At 63.0% G+C, this 21,742-nt stretch carries 23 protein-coding genes and 2 pseudogenes; 13 read left to right on the top strand and 12 right to left on the bottom strand.

The genetic code is table 11. The features are described 5' to 3' along the window. From QY049_RS11645 to QY049_RS11655, 3 genes are all read left to right on the top strand, one after another. A partial coding sequence (locus tag QY049_RS11645; protein ID WP_301269359.1) for an IS630 family transposase occupies positions 1-534 on the top strand: 534 nt, incomplete at its 5' end. A 156-nt stretch (positions 535-690) separates the two neighbouring features. After that, a complete protein-coding gene (locus QY049_RS11650) occupies positions 691-1,521 on the top strand; it encodes an alpha/beta fold hydrolase (RefSeq protein ID WP_301269360.1) in 831 nt (276 codons plus the stop codon). 289 nt (positions 1,522-1,810) lie between these two features. Beyond that, on the top strand, positions 1,811-2,131 hold the full coding sequence (locus QY049_RS11655; RefSeq protein ID WP_194481424.1) for a cytochrome c: 321 nt from the start codon (positions 1,811-1,813) through the stop codon (positions 2,129-2,131). Between the two features lie 205 nt (positions 2,132-2,336). On the opposite strand, the gene QY049_RS11660 is transcribed toward QY049_RS11655, so the two are convergent. From QY049_RS11660 to QY049_RS11680, 5 genes are all read right to left on the bottom strand, one after another. Beyond that, on the bottom strand, positions 2,337-2,678 hold the full coding sequence (locus QY049_RS11660; RefSeq protein WP_194481422.1) for a phasin: 342 nt from the start codon (positions 2,676-2,678) through the stop codon (positions 2,337-2,339). Positions 2,679-2,824: 146 nt separating this feature from the next. Then, entirely contained in the window at positions 2,825-3,010 is a 186-nt protein-coding gene (locus QY049_RS11665) for a hypothetical protein (RefSeq protein ID WP_194481419.1), read from the bottom strand. A gap of 387 nt (positions 3,011-3,397) precedes the next feature. Continuing rightward, entirely contained in the window at positions 3,398-3,862 is a 465-nt protein-coding gene (locus QY049_RS11670) for a hypothetical protein (protein WP_301269361.1), read from the bottom strand. A gap of 216 nt (positions 3,863-4,078) precedes the next feature. Then, complete coding sequence (locus tag QY049_RS11675) at positions 4,079-4,642, bottom strand: hypothetical protein (RefSeq protein ID WP_301269362.1); 564 nt, start codon at positions 4,640-4,642, stop codon at positions 4,079-4,081. A 46-nt stretch (positions 4,643-4,688) separates the two neighbouring features. Continuing rightward, on the bottom strand, positions 4,689-5,222 hold the full coding sequence (locus QY049_RS11680) for a GcrA family cell cycle regulator (protein ID WP_301269363.1): 534 nt from the start codon (positions 5,220-5,222) through the stop codon (positions 4,689-4,691). Positions 5,223-5,386: 164 nt separating this feature from the next. On the opposite strand from QY049_RS11680, the gene QY049_RS11685 reads away from it, so the two are divergent. Both QY049_RS11685 and QY049_RS11690 read left to right on the top strand, forming a co-directional pair. Further along, positions 5,387-5,995 (top strand): S24 family peptidase, encoded by a 609-nt coding sequence (locus QY049_RS11685; protein WP_194481413.1) that lies wholly within the window; start codon positions 5,387-5,389, stop codon positions 5,993-5,995. A gap of 102 nt (positions 5,996-6,097) precedes the next feature. Next, positions 6,098-6,372: pseudogene (locus QY049_RS11690) on the top strand (hypothetical protein). A gap of 42 nt (positions 6,373-6,414) precedes the next feature. Here QY049_RS11690 and QY049_RS11695 read toward each other — a convergent pair. Next, entirely contained in the window at positions 6,415-7,389 is a 975-nt protein-coding gene (locus tag QY049_RS11695) for a quinone oxidoreductase (RefSeq protein ID WP_194481410.1), read from the bottom strand. A 239-nt stretch (positions 7,390-7,628) separates the two neighbouring features. Here QY049_RS11695 and QY049_RS11700 point away from each other — a divergent pair, with 239 nt between their 5' ends. From QY049_RS11700 to QY049_RS11710, 3 genes are all read left to right on the top strand, one after another. Further along, the gene (locus tag QY049_RS11700; protein ID WP_057749711.1) at positions 7,629-7,829 is read left to right on the top strand and encodes a hypothetical protein; all 201 of its coding nucleotides are present in this window, start codon (positions 7,629-7,631) and stop codon (positions 7,827-7,829) included. A gap of 143 nt (positions 7,830-7,972) precedes the next feature. Continuing rightward, a complete protein-coding gene (locus tag QY049_RS11705) occupies positions 7,973-8,920 on the top strand; it encodes a MoxR family ATPase (RefSeq protein WP_301269364.1) in 948 nt (315 codons plus the stop codon). Positions 8,921-8,925: 5 nt separating this feature from the next. Further along, positions 8,926-10,305 carry a VWA domain-containing protein gene (locus QY049_RS11710; protein ID WP_301269365.1) on the top strand — a complete coding sequence of 460 codons (1,380 nt, stop codon included), beginning with the start codon at positions 8,926-8,928 and terminating at the stop codon, positions 10,303-10,305. 21 nt (positions 10,306-10,326) lie between these two features. On the opposite strand, the gene QY049_RS11715 is transcribed toward QY049_RS11710, so the two are convergent. Further along, positions 10,327-10,509 (bottom strand): hypothetical protein, encoded by a 183-nt coding sequence (locus QY049_RS11715; protein ID WP_194481404.1) that lies wholly within the window; start codon positions 10,507-10,509, stop codon positions 10,327-10,329. A gap of 352 nt (positions 10,510-10,861) precedes the next feature. Between QY049_RS11715 and QY049_RS11720 the strand changes: the two genes are divergently transcribed. Next, on the top strand, positions 10,862-11,083 hold the full coding sequence (locus tag QY049_RS11720; RefSeq protein ID WP_194481403.1) for a hypothetical protein: 222 nt from the start codon (positions 10,862-10,864) through the stop codon (positions 11,081-11,083). A gap of 9 nt (positions 11,084-11,092) precedes the next feature. Here QY049_RS11720 and QY049_RS11725 read toward each other — a convergent pair whose 3' ends face one another. From QY049_RS11725 to QY049_RS11735, 3 genes are read right to left on the bottom strand one after another with little or no spacing between them, the layout of a single operon-like run. Further along, entirely contained in the window at positions 11,093-12,484 is a 1,392-nt protein-coding gene (locus QY049_RS11725) for an NCS2 family permease (RefSeq protein ID WP_301269366.1), read from the bottom strand. Positions 12,485-12,497: 13 nt separating this feature from the next. Beyond that, the gene (locus tag QY049_RS11730; RefSeq protein WP_301269367.1) at positions 12,498-14,363 is read right to left on the bottom strand and encodes an adenine deaminase; all 1,866 of its coding nucleotides are present in this window, start codon (positions 14,361-14,363) and stop codon (positions 12,498-12,500) included. A gap of 13 nt (positions 14,364-14,376) precedes the next feature. Continuing rightward, the gene (locus QY049_RS11735; protein WP_301269368.1) at positions 14,377-15,051 is read right to left on the bottom strand and encodes a TetR/AcrR family transcriptional regulator; all 675 of its coding nucleotides are present in this window, start codon (positions 15,049-15,051) and stop codon (positions 14,377-14,379) included. A gap of 186 nt (positions 15,052-15,237) precedes the next feature. Here QY049_RS11735 and QY049_RS11740 point away from each other — a divergent pair. Next, positions 15,238-15,443 (top strand): annotated as a pseudogene (locus tag QY049_RS11740) (cation:dicarboxylase symporter family transporter); the annotation flags it as partial. Here QY049_RS11740 and QY049_RS11745 read toward each other — a convergent pair. Next, complete coding sequence (locus QY049_RS11745) at positions 15,440-16,816, bottom strand: hypothetical protein (RefSeq protein ID WP_301269369.1); 1,377 nt, start codon at positions 16,814-16,816, stop codon at positions 15,440-15,442. The pseudogene QY049_RS11740 and the gene QY049_RS11745 overlap by 4 nt on opposite strands. A gap of 91 nt (positions 16,817-16,907) precedes the next feature. Then, complete coding sequence (locus tag QY049_RS11750; protein WP_301269487.1) at positions 16,908-18,182, bottom strand: allantoate amidohydrolase; 1,275 nt, start codon at positions 18,180-18,182, stop codon at positions 16,908-16,910. A gap of 402 nt (positions 18,183-18,584) precedes the next feature. Between QY049_RS11750 and QY049_RS11755 the strand changes: the two genes are divergently transcribed. From QY049_RS11755 to QY049_RS11765, 3 genes are read left to right on the top strand one after another with little or no spacing between them, the layout of a single operon-like run. Beyond that, positions 18,585-19,697, top strand: a complete 1,113-nt coding sequence (locus tag QY049_RS11755; protein ID WP_194481394.1) for a BMP family ABC transporter substrate-binding protein — start codon at positions 18,585-18,587, stop codon at positions 19,695-19,697. Continuing rightward, entirely contained in the window at positions 19,694-20,806 is a 1,113-nt protein-coding gene (locus QY049_RS11760; RefSeq protein ID WP_258766059.1) for an ABC transporter permease, read from the top strand. The genes QY049_RS11755 and QY049_RS11760 overlap by 4 nt, the downstream gene beginning before the upstream one ends. Further along, positions 20,806-21,732, top strand: a complete 927-nt coding sequence (locus QY049_RS11765) for an ABC transporter permease (RefSeq protein WP_194481390.1) — start codon at positions 20,806-20,808, stop codon at positions 21,730-21,732. The genes QY049_RS11760 and QY049_RS11765 overlap by 1 nt, the downstream gene beginning before the upstream one ends. Positions 21,733-21,742 lie beyond the last annotated feature (10 nt).

A 21,742-nucleotide genomic window follows, 5' to 3' on the forward strand; every position in this document is an offset into this window, starting at 1 on the left:
TATCAAGGTCGCGTCGAAGCTGAGCGGCTCGTCTTCATCGACGAGACCTGGACCAGGACCGATATGGCGCCCTTGCGGGGCTGGGCGCCGCGCGGACACAGACTTCACGCCAAGGTTCCCCACGGCCGCTGGAAGACCATGACCTTCCTGGCGGCCCTGCGCCATGACCGGATCGATGCGCCATGGTTCATCGAGGGGCCGATCGACGGCGTGAGCTTTCGCACCTATGTTGAGAAGGTTCTTCTGCCCGTTCTGCGGCCCGGCGATATCGTCATCCTGGATAACCTCGGCAGCCACCGGAGCAAAGCAGTTCGCCAGCTCATCCGTTCGGTCGGCGCCAAGCTCTTCTTCCTGCCAAAATACTCGCCCGACCTGAACCCGATCGAACAGGTCTTCGCCAAGCTCAAGCACCTCGTCCGCAAAGCTGCCGCGCGAACCGTCGACGCGGTCTGCGCCGCAATCGGCCACGCACTCGATGCCTTCAGCTCAGAGGAATGCTCCAATTACCTGAAAAACTCAGGCTATCGAACTTAATACCATCACGCTTTAGCCGGCTACGGTGCCTCGAGACGGCCCTTTCGGGGCCGCCCTCACAGACTTGCCTAAATTTAATCCCGTAGCATGCTCACGATCACTCGATCCGGGGGTTTTCTATAGCCATGTTCAGTCAAAAGTGATTGAGACGGAACTATGAAGAAGGTGTTCGGAATTCTGGCCTTTCTCAGCGTCCTTGCGGCGGGCCAGTATGTCATCGTCAGTAAATTCGCGATCCGCCACGAGATGCTGTCCTTGTTCGACGCCTCGCGTCAGCGGCCGATCTCGGTCGAGATTGCGGTGCGGCGCGACTACGAGACCAAGGCCAATCTCGGCCTCTGGAAGCTTCCGGTCGCCATCATCAGCAATGGCAACACCGTCAAGGCCACCGAGTATTCTTTCCTCGCCAACGTGCTCGCGGCGCGCGGCTATCTCGTTGCCAGTATCCAGCAGGACCTGCCGAGCGATCCGCCCCTGATGACCCACGTCGGGCAGCAATATGTCGGCCGGCGCGAGGTCTATATGCGCTGCGAAGCCAACATCCTCTACGTGCTGAACACGTTGAAGAGCCGGCAGCAAAATGCCGATTACGACCACATCACGCTGGTCGGTCACTCCAACGGTGGCGACGTCTCCATGTATGTGGCCCAGCAGCACCCCGAGCTCGTGTCGAAGGTCATCACGCTTGATAATCTCAGGGTGCCCTTCGTCCTGAACGACCGCATGAAGATCCTGTCGTTCCGTTCCAAGGATCCGCATTTCCTGACCGATCCCGGCGTGCTGCCGACGCCGGAAGAGGCCAAGGCGCGCGGTATCGACATCGTCAATACCGGCGCGCAGCACACCGACATGAGCGATCGCGGGCCCGACTCGGTCAAGGAGAGTATCCAGGCGACGCTTGACCACTTCCTGCGCGACAGCGCCAGCAGCGCACTCACCCCGGCCGATACGACCAATCCGATGATCATGAATCCCGGCGACTACTAGCCGGGATCCTTTGCGGCAGATCAACGCAACTCCATGCCGGCACGATAGAAGGGCCGTACGGCATCGGAGAGGCAAGTGTCGAACTATACTGCAAGGCTTGATTCGAAGAGGCTCGAGATGGAGAGCCTGGGCTTGCCCCCGGCAAGAATGCCCGGGCTCGTACGCCATTTTTATCGTTCGGCCCGCAGGATGGTGCGATCGATCATCGCCCGCATCGACCTCTCGCAATTTCCGGGATCTTGCTGCGGCTGAGCATACGGTCCGCAAGCGAATGCAAATAGGTGATGGGATGCGCGCAGGTGCGAGACGAATTTGGCTTCTGCTCGCGACGGTCTCGGGCTTGGGCGTGCCGCCCGCTCTCGCGGCTGACGCCGATCACGGCGCCGATCTGGCCCGGCGCTGGTGCGCAAGCTGTCATGTCGTGACAAGCAGCCAGACCCAGGCCAGCGCCGACGTGCCCTCCTTCGCATCGGTTGCGCGAAAGCCCGATTTCAGCCCGGAGCGGCTCGCGTTCTTCCTGCTCGACCCGCATCCGAAGATGCCGAACTTTCCGTTGAGTCGGACCGAAGCCGCCGACATCGCCGCCTATATCGGATCGCTCCGCCGGTAGCGGGGTGGTTGGCCACGCCGAGTTCTGAAACTGCAAATCCCTGCCGGGTGAACCGACAGGGATCAGCAGAAAGGATGATGGACGGCGGACGACGCACATCCGGTGGCCCATCATGGACCTGCCTTGGCATTGAAATGCGCATCGCGCCGCACCGCAAGATCAATTTGTAAGCAGACTGCGGCGTGCCAAATCAGAACCTACCCTGTCAGGATTTGCCCTTGCCCGGCTGCATGAAGTTGCCAGTCATCTGGCGCATGTGATCGCCGGCATTGGTGAACTGGCTGCGCAGGAACTCGGACTGGATTCGCATCGCCTCCTGAAGGTCGGTTGCGTGGACCAGCTTGCGGGCGTGTTCAAACGCCGCCTTCATGTTCTGCTCGGTGAAGGCGAGCGCCTGCTTGGATACGTCCGCGCTCGCTCCAGGAACGGATGACATCGACTTGGTGGCCGCATCGAAAAACATGCCGAACGCCTTCTCCGCCTGGTCGATCGTCTTCTCGGCCAGGTCACGCAGTTCAGCCGGAACTTCGAGCTTCGGTTCGATCATGGTCGCACTCCTCCCTCTTTTTCCTGATTGATTATCACATTTGCCGCACCGCCTTCCAGCGCCCAAGCAGCCGCAACGGCCGCACCTTTGCGGTCCGCCCCCGGCCGGCAAGATGGACAAAGCGTAATCTCGGCGCGCTACGGCGCCTAGGACAGGGGATGTTCAGGGAGCGTTTCGTCGGTGACGAGGTCTTCGACCAGCCGGATGACCTCGAAGCGCTGCCGGGGAGCGAGCTTGAGAAAGGCTCGCAGCAGGCGGAGACTCTCCACCGTTCCGGTCGCGGGTGCGCCAAGCTTGAGATGCAGTTCAGCCGCGAAATTGAGGTTCTTCATCTCGCACCTATCACAGGATTGGCCCTTCGGGTCGGAGGCAAGAGCCCGATCGAGGACCAGATGCCGTCACCGAACGCCATGGCGACGACAAACTCTAGGTCGGAGCACCCCAGCAGGCCAGCAAGCTGAGCTTCCGATCTGAACAACTCGGCCTGACTCGAGAAGTTGTAATTATGACAAGGAACAACCCGTCGGGCAAGCCAAACCATGCGACTCAGCGATGCTTCGCCGACATCGCACCGCGGCAATTCCGGATAACAGGAATACGAGCCATCGTCACCCACCTGCGTCAACAAGCAGCATCAGTCATCACACGGTCCTGATAGTTGTCAATCCGACCAACGTTTCGGGTTGTTTCCGGCATGCTCGGAAACCGGCAACCGCGGACTAACGCTTCGTCAGCGTATACACGTAATCATTGAGCCCGATTTCAGCGGTTGCATCGTCCACGAAATGAACGTCGATCTCGCAACCAGTCTCCAGCGTCCTGATACGTGACGCCGTGAAGCCGAGCGAAGCGGCAAGCGCCTTCGGATCAGCCTTCTTGTCGGCATGCCGCATCTCGTCGAATGCACCCTGGAAGATCATATCGGGACCGTAGTCGGTCACCTTGTATTGCGGCTTAGCGCAGGCAAAGGGACGCGGACCGGAGATTTCCCTGGCCTTCAGGACCACCGTCCTGCCGATCAGCCGTGCGCGCTCCGCATCATCTGGTTTGCGATGCGGATCGGCCCATGGCGCCACCACGGCCGTCGTCAACGTCCAGCTCCCGACATAAAACGGATCGGCGGCCATGACAGGCCCGACGAGGCCGAGCGATGCGAGCAAACAAACAGCGCGGGTCAATTTCATCGATGAGCGGCCTTGATCTCCCGGTTTGGACTCGCCGCTCCGCGTCACGGTTCACCATTGCCGGATATTTCTCGCGCCGTGAACCGTCGTTCAACATGATGCGACCAAGCGTTTGCAAAACGGCCACGAGCGCTGCATGACGCCGTACCAGCTCATGCCGCATCCCTAGGATACGACGGAGGGCCGCCGGCGGGCGAAAGCCGCCGGCGGCCACTTTCAGCGGCGCCGCGCCGATGCATCGGTCGCAAAGCCGTAGACCAACGCCAGCCGATCGAGGCATTCGCGAAAACGCCTGGCGAAATAGTCGTTCCATCGCTGGGTCCGGACGGCGCGTCGCTGCCCGATCTGGTCCATGGTCAGGCCGAGCACCAGCACATCGTGCACCAGCGCGGCGCCGTCGGTGCCGAGCTCGCGCTCGACCCGGTTCAGCCGCAGTACCGCCTGGCGCTGGCTCTCGGTTATGGGCTCGCGGGAGCGCGTCCCATCGACATATTCACGGGTCGGATCCATGGCCTGAGGGCCCCGTTCCGCCCTCTCCCAGTCATTCTGATAGGCGCGGCCACTCCGGTATTGTGCCTCGTCGATCTGGTGATGCGCGTGCAGCCGGCCGAGCGGATCGTTGCGGATCGATCGCATGGCCGCGATCCTATCGTCCAGATCAAGCGCGAGGGGATTATCGATCTCGATCTCCGCCAACTCCGCGTTGAACGGCAGGTCTCGCGATCGCCGGTCGTGAGGCCCGGTCAACTTGTAGGATGTGTTGCGTCTGGCACGTGCCACTCGGAAGCTCCTTGCGAATTGTCATATGAAGGACGCTGGCGGCCTGTCAGGCAGCGAAGACCAGCCTCAACACGACCGCACCGGCAGCACGGCCGGACGCGGAGCCGCGACCGCGGGTCAGGCGCGCATGCGGCGCGCAATAGCTCGACCCGTGCATACGCCGATGACCGCAGAAACGGATCGCCTCGTTCTCCTTGTCGCCGCCATAGGGATATCGGCAATCGCCTCGCTCGAGCTCGCGGAGCCCGATCAGGCGCGGTTGGACGCCCACGCAACGCAACTTGACCGGATTGGCCGGCTTCAGTGCCGATGGCGGCGGCAGGTTCAGGCCAGGTATTGCGACACGAGGCGACGCGAACGGGCCCGACTCGCCCGGCAAGGACGGAACGATCGATGGGCTCGCCATCCGTTCGGGCGCACCGAGCCCGAGCCGCCTGGCGCGACCGACCACCGCATTGCGCGTGTAAGCCGTTCCAAACCTTGCGTTAATCTGTCTTCCGATCTCCGCATATGACAGTCCCTTGAAAAAATAGTCGCGAAGCGCGTCGGAATGCTCCGACGACCAATGGCCCGGTTCCATGCTGCTGTCCTGTGATGCGCCCCGATCCCACGATCCGGAGGCGGGACACACATTCCGTTATTCCGAAGATCAAGTCAAGCCAGAATTCTGATATTCATAATTGCATTAATTCCGAATTTCGGATTAAAAAGGGACCGAGCCGTGGGGCAATCGAGGGAATCACCATGTTGGACGTTGCGATGATCGAGCGGGGCCTGGAAAAGACAGGCAAGAGCAAGGGCGGACTGGCCGCGGCGATGGGCGTGCGCCCCGGCGCGGTGTCGGAAATCCTTGGTGGTGAGCGCCTGGTGAAGGCCTCGGAAATCATTCCGATCATGCAATATCTAGAACTGAACCTCGCGCCGATCATGGGCCGCGTCGGTGCAGGCGCGGTGATCGAGCCGGATTTCGAGCAGGTTCCGCCGGAGGGACTCGGCGACATCGCACTGCCCTTCCCGATCATGGAAGAAACCGTCGCTTTCGAGATCGTCGGCGATTCGATGCTTCCAAAATATGAAAGCGGTGACGTCATCGTGGTCTACAAGGACCAGCGTCATCCGCTGTCGAGCTTCTATGGCGAAGAGGCCGTGGTCCGGCTCAAGACCGGCGAGCGCTATTTGAAGACCATCGAGCGGGGCAAATCTCCCTCCGTCGTCAACCTCGTCAGCTTCAACGCCAAGCCGATCGTCGGCGTCAAGCTCGACTGGGTCGGCGAGATCTGCCTCTCGATGCCCAAGGGCCAGCTCGAGCGGCTGCGCGCCAAGTCGGCCCGCCCGCGCAAGAAGGGTCGGTAAGGGCCCGAGGCGCCAGATTTCCGATTTCTGGAAATCTGACTTGACTTTATTCTGATTTTACGAAATACTCTGCCGCGCGCCCGTCATCGGGGTGCGGCTTTGATGCAGTATTTCGTCGTGATGATCGATTACGGGCGACGCGGTCGCGAGGCGATCGTCGACCCTGAAATCACCAGGCGCGAAGTCATCGCTCGCATCAGCTCCGGCGAATACCAGAGCATCTCGTTCATCCATGAAATCGCGGAAGATTCCGTCGAGGACGTGACCGAAGCCATCCTGGCTGAGGCCGCCCCCCCGACATCCCGCCTGAAGATATCGATCTTCAGGCGAACCGTCTCGATCACGCCCGCGACCTGCGCAAGCACGAGCGGACATGACGCAGGCTCGCTAAGCGGCCCGCGCCACCGTCCGTCGAGCGATCACACCGTCAGCACGGTCGATCCCGTGGTCTTGCGCGCGGCGAGATCGGCATGCGCCTTGGCGGCGTCCTTCAGCGGATAGGTCTGGTGCACCTCGATCTTGACCGCGCCGGACTTGACGACGTCGAACAACTCGTTCGCCATCGCGACCAGGGCCTCGCGCTTGGCGGCGTAGGTGAACAATGTCGGCCGGGTGACGTAGAGCGAGCCCTTTTGCGCGAGCAGGCCGAGATTGAGCGGCTCAACCGCGCCGGAAGACGCACCGAACAGCGCGGCGACGCCGAGCGGCGCGAGGCAGTCCAGCGACTTCAGGAACGTGTCCTTGCCGACGGAATCATAGACCACCGGCACCTTCTTGCCGCCGGTGATCTCGTCGACGCGCTTCACGAAATCTTCGCGCGTGTAGATGATGACATGGTCGCAGCCATGCGCCTTGGCGAGTTTCGCCTTCTCGTCGCTGCTGACGGTGCCGATCACGGTTGCACCGAGATGCTTGGCCCACTGGCTCAGGATCAGACCGACGCCGCCGGCCGCCGCGTGCAGCAGAATGGTGTCGCCTGCCTTCACGCGATAAGTTTGCCGGATCAGATATTGCGTGGTCAGCCCCTTCAGCATCATCGCGGCCGCGGTTTTGTCGTCCACGCCATCAGGCAGCTTCAACAGCCGGTCGGCTGGGATCAGCCTCGCCTCTGAATAGGCGCCAAGCGGTGATGCACCGTAAGCGACGCGATCACCGGCCTTCAGATCGGTGACTCCAGGCCCCACTTCCTCGACGACGCCCGCCGCCTCGCTACCAAGGCCGCTCGGCAACTGCACCGGATACACACCGGACCGATTGTAGATGTCGACGAAGTTGAGGCCTACGGCGGTATGCCGGATACGCGCCTCGCCCGGCCCGGGCTTGCCGACACTGACCTCCTCCCAAACCAGGACTTCCGGACCGCCGGTCTTGTGAAAACGAATGGCATGGGTCATGGGCGTTGCTCCCTTATCGTTGTGTTGATGGTCCGAGAAAAACCGGATCGGCGACCGTCTAAGCACCGGAAATAGGCATTTCGTCCGCCCGTTACAGTACAGAGACGTAACAAGAATGTCACAGCGAACGACAAACCCTCGCCGTTCCGTCTCTGTTCGAAAGAGTTGATGACGGCTCTGCGGCAACCGGCGGTAGCTTTTGCGCGGGGTTTGGTGGTCGCCTGCGAAGGAGAGCCGAGATGCCAGCGTATGTACAGCATCATCAGGATATCGAAATCGCGCCTGTGATTTGCCCGACATGCATGGGGTTCCTGCCGATGTATGTGCGCGAGGTCGAGCCGCACTGGAGCCTTGCCAAGATCGACTTCGTCTATGAATGCGCCGATTGCGGCGCCGAGGTCAGACAGACCATCCGCAAGCCGGAGCTGCTGCGGCACTGATCGCACGATAGCCGCGCTTAAGTATTTGCGCTGAACGGAAAAAGCGCCCCTTTGCGCGGATCAGGCTGTCCCAAACGAGGCTTGTTCTTTGCCGGGAACGCAGGCAGAACAACCTCGAGCAAGACCTTTGGGAGCGCCGTTTCGTGGCTGAACAGAAGGCCTCGACCTCGATCGAGGCAGTGGAGAGCGGCCTCGCCGCGCAAGGCTATATCGCGAGCCGGCAGATCGCGACCGCCGTCTATTTGTCGCAACAGATCGAGAAGCCGATCCTGGTCGAGGGACCCGCGGGCGTCGGCAAGACCGAGCTTGCCAAGGCAATCGCGGCCTGGCGCGGCAAGAAGATGATACGCCTGCAATGCTACGAAGGCCTCGACGAGGCCAAGGCGCTCTATGAGTGGAAATACGCCAAGCAGCTTCTCTACACCCAGATCCTCAAGGACAAGCTCGGCGAGGTCCTCGGTGGTGCGCAGACGCTGCATGCTGCACTCGATCAGCTCCATGATTTCGGCGACGTGTTCTTCTCCAAGGAATTCGTCGAGCCGCGGCCGCTGCTGCAGGCACTGGAGCAGCCGGGCGGCTGCGTGCTGCTGATCGACGAGATCGACAAGTCGGACGCGGAATTCGAATCGCTGCTGCTGGAGATCCTCTCGGATTTCCAGGTCACCATTCCCGAGCTCGGCACCGTCTCGGCGATCACGCCGCCGACGGTGATCCTCACATCCAACAGCGAGCGCGATCTCGGCGACGCCTTGAAGCGGCGCTGCCTGCATCTGCATATCGGCTTCCCCGAGCAGCGGCTCGAGGAGCGCATCGTCGAAAGCCGCGTCCCCGGCATCTCGCAGACGCTGCGCCGGCAAATGGTCGGCTTCATCCACGAGATCCGATCGCTGGATCTGAAGAAGCTGCCCTCGGTCAGCGAGACCATCGACTGGGCGCGCGTGCTGTTGCTGCTCCAGGCCACCGAGCTCGACACCGACATCGTCAAGGACACGCTCAACGTGCTCCTGAAATACGAGGCCGACATCGAGGCCGCGTCGCCGCAAGTGACGACCTTCATTGCCAAGGCGGCCCGGTCCAACGTCTTCGGTTGACGCCGATGCGCGAGAATCTTCATCGTTTCTTTCGGGCGGCGCGCGGCGCCGGCGTTCATGTCTCGCCTGCCGAAAGCATCGATGCGATGCGCGCGGTCGCGCAGGTCGGCCTAACTGACCGCGCCATCTTGCGCGACGCGCTGCTTTTGACGCTCGCGAAGTCGCAGGACGAGAAGCTTGCGCTCGGCGACTGCTTCGATCTGTTCTTCAGCCAGCCCGAGCCGCGACAGGATCAACCCGAGGCCAACGACAATGACGAGGCCTCGCAGGACACTGATCCGTCGCCCTCATCAGACTCGGCGAGCGAAGCGGGTGGAGGTCAGCCTCAACAAGGATTGGGCCCGCTCGCACAGATGCTGCTGTCGCAGGATCGCAATGCGATCTCTGCCGCGATCGCCAGCGCGTCTGGTGCAGCCTCGCTCTCGGACATTCGCTATTCGACCCAGCGCGGCATCTTCTCCAGCCGAATCCTCGATGCCATGGGCCTCCAGCGCCTGCGCGATGATCTCGACGATTTGACCGCGACGAACCCGGCGCTGGCCGAGCGCCTGCGCGCCGCACTCGACGCCCTGCGCGAGGCCGTGCGTGATACCGTCTCGCAGGGGCTTGCGCTGTATGCCCGCGAAGAGGCTGAAAACCTCCGCAACGAGATCCTGCGCAATGCGCCGCTCGCACGTATCGAACGGCGTCAGGTCGCGGAGATGCGGGCACTCATCCGCCAGATCGCGCGCCGCCTGCGCGAGCGCTATTCGAAGCCGCGCAAGCGCCAACGCCGCGGTCATCTCGACGTCCGACGCACGCTGCGCCGCAATGCCGCCTGGGGTGGCATACCCTTCCTCACCGCATGGAAGCGCAAACACCGCGACCGGCCGAAGATCGTCGCACTGTGCGACGTCTCCGGCTCGGTGGCGCAGGTCTCCGACTTCTTCCTGCTCCTGATCCACTCGCTGCATGAGGTCGTGGACGACGTCAGCTCGTTCGCGTTCTCATCCCATCTGATCGATGTCAGCGAGATCCTGGAGAAGAAATCGCCCGAGGAGGCAATGGCCGAGATCATGTCCAAGGTCGGCTTCGGCTCGTCCGACTACGGCTCCTCGCTGGTGGACTTCGAGAAGGACTTCATGAGCACGCTGACGCCGCAGACCACGGTGATCGTGCTGGGCGATGCCCGCAGCAACAATCTCGATCCGCGCGCCGACATCCTGCGGCGCATCTCCGAACGTTCGAAGCGGCTGGTCTGGCTCAACCCCGAAGGACGGCTGGCCTGGGGCTTTGGTGATTCCGAGATGCCGCGTTATGCGACCTTTTGCAGCGTGGTACGGCAATGCGCCACCGCGCAGCAGCTCGAGCGCGCGGTTTCCGACATCGTTGCGACTTATCAGTAAGTCTCGGGCTCGCGGCCAAATTCAGTTTCGCGTAAGCTCCACGTGGGCCGCATTGCACTCGCGAAAGTGAGTGGCGATTTCGTCGAGCGCGCGCTGTTCCCATTCCTGGGCTTGCGCCAGCCAGAAAACCCGACGCTCGAAATCGAGCGCGGCACGCTCCCGGCACAGGGATTCCTGACTGCGAATTTCCACCAGCCTGTTCATGCACTCACACTCCTTGTCGTGTGAAGCCATTCCCCGAGAATCAGCCTAGCAGAGTCACGAACCCAGCGTCTCATCATTTCTGTGCATATCGCGACGCAGGATGAGACAGCAACGCTTCCCGTGCAGTGCGGCCGTCGCAGCGCAACATCAAGTGAAGATCATCAATTAGTGAACGGTGATCGGGACGATATTCGCGTCCGAACGATCTTAACTATTGTGGCGCAACAGACTGCGGCAATTCGTGAAGAGACGTTCTATACAGCTTACCGAATTCCCGACTCATTGTCGTCGCATGGTCTTCATGCAGCGCCGCTAACAGGGGCGCGCGAACGCGACTATCGCTTGAGGCAACATGAGCAACGACGTCGATTTCGATCTTTCACCGGACCAATGGGAGGCGCTCAAGGCGCTTCGCAACCCGGTATCGAACGGTCGCCTTTCCAAGGCCTATCTCCTCGAAGGGCTCGTCAAGCTCGGCCTCGTCCACGTGAATGACGGTACGCCTGCAATGACGCCGACCGGACGCAAGGTGCTGGTGCGCGGATCATGCCGATTGCTCGATCTGGCGGCTTAGCCACGCCCATCAAAAAATCTGGGCGGTCACGAACGCGTAAGCGACGAACACCACGCCCAGTCCCCACACCATCGCAGGAATCTGTGACCGCCGGCCGACCGTCACTTCCAGGGCGATGTAGCTCAGAGTCCCCAAGGCCATTCCGTTGATGAGGTTGTTGGTCAGCACGGTGACCAGCAGCGTCAGGACGATCGGAACCGCGTTACCGAGATCGGTCATGTCGATCCGGGCCAGGCCCTGCATCATCAGCACGCCCACGAGCACCAGCGCAGGTGCGGTCGCTTGCGATGGGATGATGACGAAGACCGGCCAGAAGAACAGCGCGAGGAAGAAGAACCCCGCAACGGTCAGCGACGTCAGGCCAGTGCGCCCGCCGGCCTGCACGCCGGTGATCGACTCGATATAGGCAGTCACCACCGACGTGCCGAACAGCGGGCCGACGATGGACGCCGTCGCATCGGTCGCGAAGGCAGCGGTGGCATTCGGGATCGAGCCGTCAGGCTTGCGCAGATTGGCAGCCCCCGTCACGCCGATCAGCGTACCCAGCGTCGAAAAGAACTCGGCACACAGGAAGTAGAACAGCAGCGGGAGCGCTACGACGAAATGGCTGAAGAGATAGCCGACGTCGAGCGCCATGAAAGTACCGGTCGGCCAGCGTGGCCACGACATGATCGCCGATGGCACCGATGTCACCATCTTGCCGTTGGCGCCTGGAACGAAGAAGCCGATCACCGTGAGCAGCGCGATCGACAGGATCAGGGCCGCGGGCACCCGGCGCACCACAAGCACCGGCGTGAGCAGGAGGCCGAACAACGTCAGCAGCACCGGCGGGCTGCGCAACGATCCCATGGCAATGTAGGTCGATGGGTTCTGAACCACGAATCCGGCGCCACGGAGCGCAATGAAGACGATCAGGGTGCCGACCGCCGCCTGGATGCCGATCTTCAGCGCTTCCGGCACATCCTTCGCGACCTTCTCGCGCAGCTTCGACAGGCTGAGGATCAGGAACAGCACGCCGGTGAAGGCGACCATGGCGAGCGCACCCTGCCAGGGCATGCCCATCTGCTTGACGATGACATAGGTGAAGATGACATTCGAGCCCATTGCGGGCGCAACCGCGAGCGGCAGGTTGGCCCACACCCCCATCATCACCGAGCCGAAGATTGCGGCCAGCGCCGTTGCGCTGACCAGATCGGCACGATCCATCCCGGCGTTGGACATGATCGAGGGGTTGACGGCGATGATGTAAGCCATCGCCGCGAACGTGGTCGCTCCCGCCATCACCTCGCGGCCGACGCTCGTACCGCGCTCGGTGAGGCCAAAGGTCCGATCGAGCAGCCCCGTAGCTGCCGATGGCGTCGGCTCCGCGGGAGCGGCTTGCGGCTTCGTCATCTCATCCATCTCAATCCTCCCCCTACCAGACCACCGGATGCGCTTCGCCCGTCTGCACGTTGATGAAGCCGAGCGGCGCCTGCTCGCACGGCGCCACCAGCACCCAGCTCCAGGGCGCGCAAGTCAGCGTTGCAAACATGAGCCTCTCCGGGAATCCAGGATACCAGCGCGGCCGGAACGTCGGCTCGTACATCCAGTCGACCTTGCGTCCCTCCGCGTAGAGCGCCTGCATCTCGGCATCGAGCGCCTGGGCCGAGCGACAGCTCATCAGCCCCCCGACCTCGAAGCGCACGGTGGCCACGAGTTCGCCCTCGCGCACCAGCGCCCATCCGCCCTGAAGCTCGATCAGCGCGTTTGTCGCCTTCGCCATCGCCGCGTCGGACGAGCCGACCACCCAGATATTGTGCTTGTCGTGCGCCACCGAGCAGGCGACCGCCGTCTCCGGCGTGCGAGGTCCGCAGCCGCGCCAGAACATCTTTGCGACCCGCCCGTCGCCGGAGAAGCGGTCGACGATGGCGAATTTGGTGACGGCCTCGCTCTCGTCGCGCTGCACGGCCCCGTCACGAACCGGCAGTTCGAGCGTGTAGAACTCGGGATGCCAATGGAAGGGACGGATCACCGCCGCTTTCATCGTGGCCCGGCCGGGCTCAGCCCGCAGCTCGAAATCCCCAGGCTTGATCGTGCGCTTGATGTTGACCGTCTTGGTCGCCCACTCCGGCCACTCGATCCGGGGCACCTGGCCGAGATAGCGCTTGCCTTCGGAGACCTGCGCGCCATCGGCCCACACCTCGGCGATTTCGAGCTTGGCAACGTCCGACAGCAGCACGACATCGCCAAAGCGCCCCGGCGCCAGGCTGCCGACGTACGGCGTGAGGCGCATGTGTCGCGCCGGATTGATCGTCAGACACTGGATTGCGACTTCCGGCGCAAGGCCGGCCTCGATCGCGACCCGTGCATTGTGATCGCTGGCGCCGAGCTCGAGCGTGTGGCTGGCGCTGCGGTCATCCGTGGTGAAGGCGACCTGCGACCAGTCCAGCAAACCCTTCGCGAGCAGCCATTTGACGATCTCGTCCATGGCATAGACGCGCAGCTCGACGAACAAACCGCGGGTGAGCTTGTCCCAGGTCTCCTCCGGGGTCTGCACTTCATGGTCGGATGCCAGCCCGGCTGCGGCAAAGGCGTTGATGGAGGGTAGATCCCGCAAGCCCGACGCGTGGCCCTCGACGACACCGCGCGCCGCGAACGTCGCCTCGATCATGCCCCAGAGCCGCTTGTAGGACGGGTTCTCGGGATTCCACACCGCCGGCCAGTCCATGACTTCGTCGAGGCCGGTGACCATCAGGCTTTCGGCCATGAAGCGCGCCTGCTCATCGCGGCCATACCAGCCGCCACCCCATTCATAGGCTGTCGGCGGCACCGCCGAACCCGGCTGCGGAAAGATTTTGAGCGGCGAGCCCCGGCGACGCGCCTCGAACCAGAACTCGAGATTGCGGGCGCCATTGACGTTCGAGAACTCGTGGCTTGCCTCGCAGGTCCAGGTATTGCCGTGCGGGAGCACCAGCGCCGCTTCCCATTCCGGCGTCAGATGCGAGCTCTCGATATGCTTATGCACCTCGCCGAAGCCGGGCACGGCCGCAAGATCCGGCCGATGCACACGCTCGCGTACCTCGCCGGGATAGCTTCCGGTCGGTCCCACCCAGGCGATACGCCTCCCCTTGAAGACGATCTCCTGGTCCTCGCTCCAGGTGCGACTGTGCACGTCGAGCAATCGGCCGACCCGCAAGGAACGATCGGCGGGGCGACGGCCCAGCGCCGTCAGCACCAGATCCTGGCGGATGCGAACCTCGTCGGGCGCGTTGATCAGGAGATCATCGGGTATCGCATTCATGGGCTCTCACTCCCTACGCCTGCTCGCTCACGGCCGTGGCCCGCTTTCGCGGCGATCTACCGGTCTTGCTATCGGTCTTGCCGCTGCGCGCCGCGGCGGCATCCCGATGACGGACGTCCTTCAAGAGAGTCGTGAGCGCCCAATCGATCGCGTCGGCGATCTCGGCGCTCGACATGCCAAACTCCTCGCGCATGGCATTCCAGGCCAGCACGTTGTTGAGGTAGGACGCGAGCGCCTCCGCCTGGCGGACGTCCTTCGCCGGGAGATGCCGCACCAGCGGCGCCATCGCCTTGCGATGCTGGTCGATCAGGTGCCGCCTGAAGCCGGCGCGCACCCGCCGCCCCGCCCGCGTCATCGCGATGGCGCGCGCCAGATGCGGATGGCGATCGAACCGCTTGCACAGCTTACGGAAAATATCCGGGAGTTCGTCGGGCGAGGTGAAAGGAATGTAACTGAAGACGTTGTCCTCGATCCATTCGCCGGCCGCCGCGAACAGCTCCGCGCGGGTCTTGAAGTGGCGATAGATGGTTCGCTCGGCCACCTTCGCACGTTTGGCCACTGCGGCCATGGAAATGTCGTCGGCCGCTTCATCCTCCAGCGTCTCGACGAACGCCGCAACGATGCGCTGCCGCGTCATCTCGGCATATTCATCGCGGAGGCTGGCGATCTGTCGCTTTGCTGCACTCATGTCATAAGTCTGACACCAGTCGATTTGGTGGGTCAAGCCGAGACTTGAGGCACGCGGCGCCGCAACAATGTGCGTCGGCATTCGCCATCCAACGAAATTGGCGGAGGACGTACCTTCATGTACGTCGTCCACGGCATCGCCGGTGCCGGCGACCCCAGGAAGGTCGGTCGGGTCGGCGCCAAGGCGCTGAACGCAGTGCCGAGCATTCCTGCGATCGGCCTCGTGCTGGTCCTGTCGGTCGACTGGTTCATCGGCATGGCCCGCGCCGTCGGCAACTTCATCGGCAATTGCGTGGCGACGGTCGTCGTCGCCGCCTGGGAAGGCGACCTCGACCACGCTAGGACAGCCGAGGTTCTCGAAGCGGCGAGCCGGTGGACTTGACGGCGGGCTAGCAGTCGTCCCACTGGAGGAGCGGAGTTCCGTACGCCCTCCTCCAGACTGACAGGAAGCGCGGAAACCAGGAATGCGCCACCGCGCCCTTGTAGGCCCAGGTGCGATATTTCAGGCCCTGCTCCGAGATCAATTCCTGATAGCCCCCGTGGACTTCGGTCGCGGTGCGAATGTCCTTCAAGATTCCCTGCGCGCAGGCCCGATATGTTTCGCAGCCGGAGACTTCGTCGAAGTCCAGCATGCGATCCGCGAACTCGACATTGAACGTAGGCCAGGACGAGCGCCCCTGATAGGCCGGCGTCGCGATCTTGTGGATCATCTTGTTCCGCGGATTATCCGTCGAGACGAGGAAATGGAACGTGCTAGGGATGCGGAAGCGCGGCTCGGCGATGATCAGATCCGTCGTAGCCGCGAATAGCGCTCGCTCACTCGCATCGTTCATGTCCCAGAAGCCGCGATGCACGCCGACGAAATCGAGCGAGACCAGGGACGCAGGCGTGCCCGCCGGGCTATCCAGCGAATGCCTGACATAGCCGTCTTTGCCGAACAAGCGCAGCAGGCCCGCCTTGTACGCTGCGAGGTCGCGCCCGAGCAGCCGCTTCAGCTCGGTCTCATCGAGGATTCCGAGCTGCACGCTCCATGTGAAGGTCGTATAGACGCAAGCGTTGGTGACGAAACGCCGGCGCTCGGCGCGGGTGTCCGTCGCCGCAGAGCGTGGTCCGCTGGCGTCACAGAGCAGATATCTGGCGCCGTCGGCATCGAACGGCTCGAGCTCGCTTGCGAGCTTGAGGATCGCGCGCTTCAGATCGCCGCTGTATTCGGCCAGCAACAAACGACCGGCATGCGCGCATTGCGACATCGCCAAATAGGACGATGCCCGCTTCTCGGCCGAGAGCATCTGCTGGAGGCCAGCGAGAATGCCGAGCAGGGTATCCGACGGACGCGAGAAATAGTTCACGCCGAGATATCGGCCGCGCCCCGCCGGGACGATGGTCGTGGTGACGACGTCGGCGCGAACCGCCTCCAGCAACAGACGAACGCTCCTTTCGAGCAGACGCACCCGGCGTACCGCATCCTGCGCATCCATGATGGTCTCGGAGTCGAGGACATCGGGGTAGAACCAGGCGAAGTCGCGCGGGTAATAGGCAGAGGCGTGCGGCGCGCCCGTGACGAGGAAAGCCTCGGTCACTGAAAACGCGCTGTCCATCGAGTGCCGGTAAAGGTCCTCGATTGCCGACAGCGAAGGATGCGATTGTCTCAGGAACCGGTCGCCGAGAAAATTGACCGCCTGAAGAGCGTTGGCGACGAAGGTCGCGGCCGTGCCGTGGTAGAATCGGTTTCGACGATGTGATGGCAAGGAAATATCGCTGTCCATATACGCCCGATGTTTCGCGGTCCCGGCGACGACCACCATTTCGATCGTGACTGATTCGTGTCTCAGACCGATGACGTGCGGTTACGAGCCGTCAGCTGTCTCCGGCGCTCGCCTCCCGCGGCCTGAAATTCTCGATCACCCGGAGCAGCACCCGCGCGCCGGCGTCGGCGTCCGCGAGCTCGACATGCTCGTCCGGATGGTGGCTGATGCCGCCGCGGCAGCGGACGAAAATCATGCCGACATCGGCGATGTCGATCATCGCCATGCCGTCGTGCCCCGCCCCACTTGGCAGCTCGAAGACGGAGAAACCTTCCGCTGCGATCGCTCGCGCAATCTGATCCTTCAACCAGGGCGCGCAAGGCGCGGTGCGGTTTTCATGAGTGACATCGAGTTGAAGCGCCAGATGCCGGCGCTTTGCGATCGCCTCGATCTGTCTGACGACGTCGGCCACCGCGCGCTTGCGATGCATGTCGGTCGGCGCGCGCATGTCGATGGTGAACGACACCTCGCCCGGAATGACGTTGGTCGCCCCCGGCCTCGCCTGGATGTAGCCGACGGTGCCGACCAAGCCGCCCTTGTCGGTGCGGCAAAACTGCTCGATCGCACCAATGCATTCGGCCGCGCCCGTGAGTGCATCGCGGCGCAACGCCATCGGCACGGTGCCGGCGTGCCCGGCCATCCCGGTCAACCGCGCGGCCAGCCGTGTCGCGCCCGCGATCGCGGTGACGACACCGACAGGCAGGTTCTGGGCTTCGAGGACCGGGCCCTGCTCGATATGGAGCTCGAGATAGGCCAGCAGTTCCCGCCGCGTCCGCGCCGCCGCGCCGATATGATCGGGGTCGAGGCCGAATGTGACGAGCGCATCGCGCATCGTCACGCCGTCGCGGTCGCGCGTGTTCAGGACGCTCTCGTCGAAGGTGCCAGCCAGTGCGCGGCTGCCGAGCAGCGTTGAAGCGAAGCGCACGCCCTCCTCGTCGGCAAAGCCGACCACCTCGATCGCAAACGGCAGACGCTTGCCGTGGCGATTGAGCTCGGCAACGCAAGCGATCGCCGTAATCACACCCAGCGGCCCGTCCCACTTGCCGGCGTCGCGCACCGTGTCGTAATGCGAGCCGAGCATCAGGCAGGGCGCGCCCGGCCGCTCACCTTCGTAGCGGCCGCAGACATTGCCGATCGCATCGAAATGCGCGCTCATGCCGGCCTCACGCATCCAACCGAGAATGACGTCCGAAGCCGCGCGCAACTCCTTCGTGAGAAAGACGCGGGTGAGCTTGCCGTCTTCCTCCGAAATCGTCGCGAGTTCATCGATGCGACGCGCGATCTCTTCGCCGAGCGACGCATGTTGAACGGCCGTACCAGCACCCATGTCGATCAAGCTTTCCACCGTAGAGACCCGCGCAGCGGTCGCAACGACCATCGATACAAGTTCGGTGCCAGCAAAATCAGCCAGCCAGCGCCGCTTCAAGCCAGCGCGTGGTTAGCATGAATGCGGGGGCCGGCCGACCATTCGGCCCGCGTGGGCGCACCTGAGAGACGGTTAAAGCTGCTTAACTCCATTGCATACAATCAAAAGATACTGCTTAAAATTTGAGCCGATAGTTTCCTACCCAGAAATTCAGAAATGATCATATGTCATATTTTTCAGTTACTTAACTGAGAATGCCTCCCCCATGATCTCTGGCACGAAGCTTGCGACACTCTGTTCCGGGCTCCGCCAGACCGGCGCAGCCGCGAGATCAAGGCGGTTCATCCGCCAAGGGAGCAACCAATGGATTTTGGCAGGATTTCACGACGGCATTTGTTGCAGGGCAGTGCGGCCCTCACCCTCGGCGCGGCGGTCGGCGCCCGCCCGGCCTTCGCGGCCGAAACCACCATCGGCTTCATCTATGTCGGCTCACGCGACGACTACGGTTACAACCAGGCACACGCGCAGGGCGCAGCGGCGCTGAAGAAGATCCCCGGCCTCAAGGTGGTCGAGGAAGAGAAGGTGCCGGAGACGGACGCGGTCGAGAAGACGATGGAGTCGATGATCAATCTCGACGGCGCCACGCTGCTCTTCCCGACCTCGTTCGGTTACTACAATCCGCACATGATCAAGATGGCCACGAAGTACCCGAAGCTGCGCTTCGAGCACTGCGGTGGCCTCTGGACCGACAAGGATCCGAAGAACGCCGGCAGCTATTTCGGCTATATCGACGAGGCTCAGTACATCTCCGGCATCGTTGCGGGCCTGACGTCGAAGAGCGGCAAGCTCGGCTTCGTCGCCGCCAAGCCGATTCCGCAGGTGCTGCGCAACATCAACGCCTTTGCGCTGGGCGCCAAGTCGGTCAATCCGAAGGCCACCACGCAAGTAATCTTCACCGGGGACTGGTCGATGCCGGTCAAGGAGGCTGAAGCCACCAACAGTCTGATCGATCAGGGCGTGGACGTGCTGACCTGTCACGTCGATGGCCCCAAGACCATGGTCGAGAATGCCGCGCGGCGCGGCGCCTTCGTCTGCGGCTATCACACCAACCAGTCGGCGCTGGCGCCCAAGGCCTATCTCACCGGCGCGGAGTGGAACTGGGAAGCGCTCTATCCGAAGTTCGTGAAGATGATCACCGCCGGTGAAGGCATCCCGAACTTCTACCGCGGCGGCCTGAAGGAAGAGATCGTCAAGGTCTCGGCCTATGGCGAAGCCGTCTCGGCCGAGGCGCGCAAGGCGGCCGATGAGGCCAAGGCCAAATTCCTGTCCGCGGACGGGTTTGCCATCTTCAAGGGCGGCCTGGTCGACAACAAGGGCAAGACCGTGATCGCGGCCGGCACCGACCGTGGCCAGAAGGATCCCGAGCTCGAGAAGATGGACTATCTGGTCGAGGGCGTGATCGGAGCGACTTCGTGACGTCGGAAACAGCGGATTCCGCCGAGGCGGTCGGGGCAGTTGCCCCGGCCGCCGATCCCGGCTTTCTGCAACGCCACGGCGGCACCATCGAATATATCCTGATCCCGTGCGCGGCGTTGGCCGGCGCCCTCGTGGTCTTCGGCATCTTCGTCATGCTGTTCGGCAAGAACCCGCTCGACCTCTATTTTTACATGTACTACGGCGCCTTCGGCACCTGGTTCTCCTGGCAGAACACACTGACGCGCGCCGCGCCCCTCATTCTCACCGCACTCTGCACCGCGCTGCCCGCACAACTCGGCATGGTCATCATCGGCGGCGAAGGCGCGTTGCTCATCGGTGCGCTGTCGGCGACCAGCGCAGCATTGTTGCTTCAGGGCCTGCCGCCGCTCGCCGTGCAGATCGCCATGGTCGTTGCCGGCGTCGTTGGTGGCGGCTTGTGGATCATGCTGGCAGGCGCGCTTCGACAATATCGCGGCGTCAACGAGACGATCTCGAGCCTGCTGCTCGTTTACATCGCGCTCGCGATCCTCAATCACCTCGTCGAAGGCATGATGCGGGATCCCGCCAGCCTCAACAAGCCATCGACCCGCGAGATCGGCGCCGCCAATATGATCGGCTCCATTCCCGGCACCGACGTGCATTGGGGCTTCGTCTTCGGCCTGATCGCCGCGGTCGCCGCCTATATCCTGATCTACCACACCGTGTTCGGCTTCGCCGCGCGCGTCGCGGGCGGCAACATCCGTGCCGCCAAGATTGTCGGCCTCGGCGTCAGCAGGCTGATCCTGACCATCTGCTTCCTCGCCGGCGGCGCGGCGGGTCTTGCCGGCATGGTCGAAGTCGCCGCCGTGCAAGGCCGCACCAACGCCAATCTCGCGGCTGGTTACGGCTTCACAGGCATTCTGGTCGCCTTTCTGGCGCGACAAAATCCGCTTGCAATCATCCCTGTCGCCATCCTGCTCGGCGGCATCAGCGCCAGCGGCGGCTTGTTGCAGCGCCGCCTGGGATTGCCGGATGCATCCGTGCTGGTGCTCCAGGGTATCATCTTCGTCTTCGTGCTGGCCAGCGACGCGCTCTACGGCCGCATCGGATTCCTGAAAGGCAAGTCCTGATGGCAGATGGATCGCTCGGACTCTGGACCGTCCCGCTTGCCGTGCTCGGCGGCGCCATTCGCATCTCCACGCCGTTCCTGTTCGTAAGCTTGGGCGAATGCATCACCGAGCGTTCGGGCCGTATCAATCTTGGCCTTGAAGGCACGCTGGTGATGGGCGCAATGAGTGCCTACGGCATCTCTTATCTGACGGGATCACCCTGGCTTGGCGTGCTCGCCGCGGGCATCACCGGCGCCCTGCTCGGAGCGCTGCATGCCGGCATCTGCTCGCTGCCACGCGTCAACGATGTTGCTGTCGGCATCGCCTTGATGCTGTTCGGCACCGGCCTCGCCTTCTATCTCGGCAAGCCGCTGATCGAGCCCACTGCGCCGCGCCTGCCCGCGATTGATTTCGGCTGGTGGAGCGACATCCCGCAAGTCCGTGCCGCTCTGCGCGTCAACGTGCTCTTCCTGATCGGCGTCGCGCTCGCGCCAATTCTCTATTGGGCCTTCCGCACCACGCGCTGGGGTCTTCTGATCCGCACCGCCGGCGAGAGCTCCGACGCCGCGCGCGCAATGGGCCACTCCGTGCTGCTGATCCGCTTGCGCGCCACCATGGTCGGCGGCTTCCTCGCCGGCATCGGCGGCTCGTTCCTGTCGCTGTTCTATCCCGGAAGCTGGAACGAGGGTCTCTCCTCAGGCCAGGGCATCACAGCGGTCGCGCTCGTGATCTTCGCGCGCTGGGATCCTCTGCTCTGCCTGTGGGCCTCGCTCGCCTTCGGTGGCGCCGCAGCGCTCGGACCGGCGCTGCAATCGGTCGGCGTCACCTCCGGCTATCACCTCTTCAACGCTGCCCCCTACATCCTCACGTTGGCGATCATGATCATCACCTGCTCGCCGAAGCGTACGCTGACCGGAGCCCCGGCCGAATTGTCGATCACCCGCTAGAGAGCCAAAT

This window comes from Bradyrhizobium sp. WYCCWR 13022 (genome assembly GCF_030435535.1).
Lineage (GTDB): Bacteria > Pseudomonadota > Alphaproteobacteria > Rhizobiales > Xanthobacteraceae > Bradyrhizobium.